This is a genomic window from Arthrobacter halodurans (assembly GCF_041877255.1).
GTDB lineage: Bacteria > Actinomycetota > Actinomycetes > Actinomycetales > Micrococcaceae > Arthrobacter_N > Arthrobacter_N halodurans.
Map to the genome: position 1 here is coordinate 1 of NZ_JBHDLJ010000036.1, position 326 is coordinate 326.

General features: G+C 73.3%; 1 pseudogene. It reads left to right on the top strand.

Annotated elements, in window-relative coordinates:
- Positions 1-326 (top strand): annotated as a pseudogene (locus ACETWP_RS17320) (serine hydroxymethyltransferase); the annotation flags it as partial.

The following is a 326-nucleotide window of genomic DNA, read 5'->3' on the forward strand; positions in this document are numbered from 1 at the left end:
CGGATCGCGGACGCGGTCGGGGCGTACCTGATGGTGGACATGGCGCACTTCGCGGGCCTGGTCGCGGCGGGGCTGCACCCCTCCCCGGTCCCGCACGCGCACGTGGTGACGTCCACGACGCACAAGACGCTCGCGGGCCCGCGCGGGGGGATCATCTTGTCCAACGACGCGGAGATCGCGAAGAAGATCAACTCCGCGGTGTTCCCGGGCCAGCAGGGCGGGCCGCTGGAGCACGTGATCGCGGGCAAGGCCGTCGCGTTCAGGGTCGCGGCCACCCGGGAGTTCCGGGAGCGGCAGGAGCGCACGCTCGCGGGCGCGCGGATCCT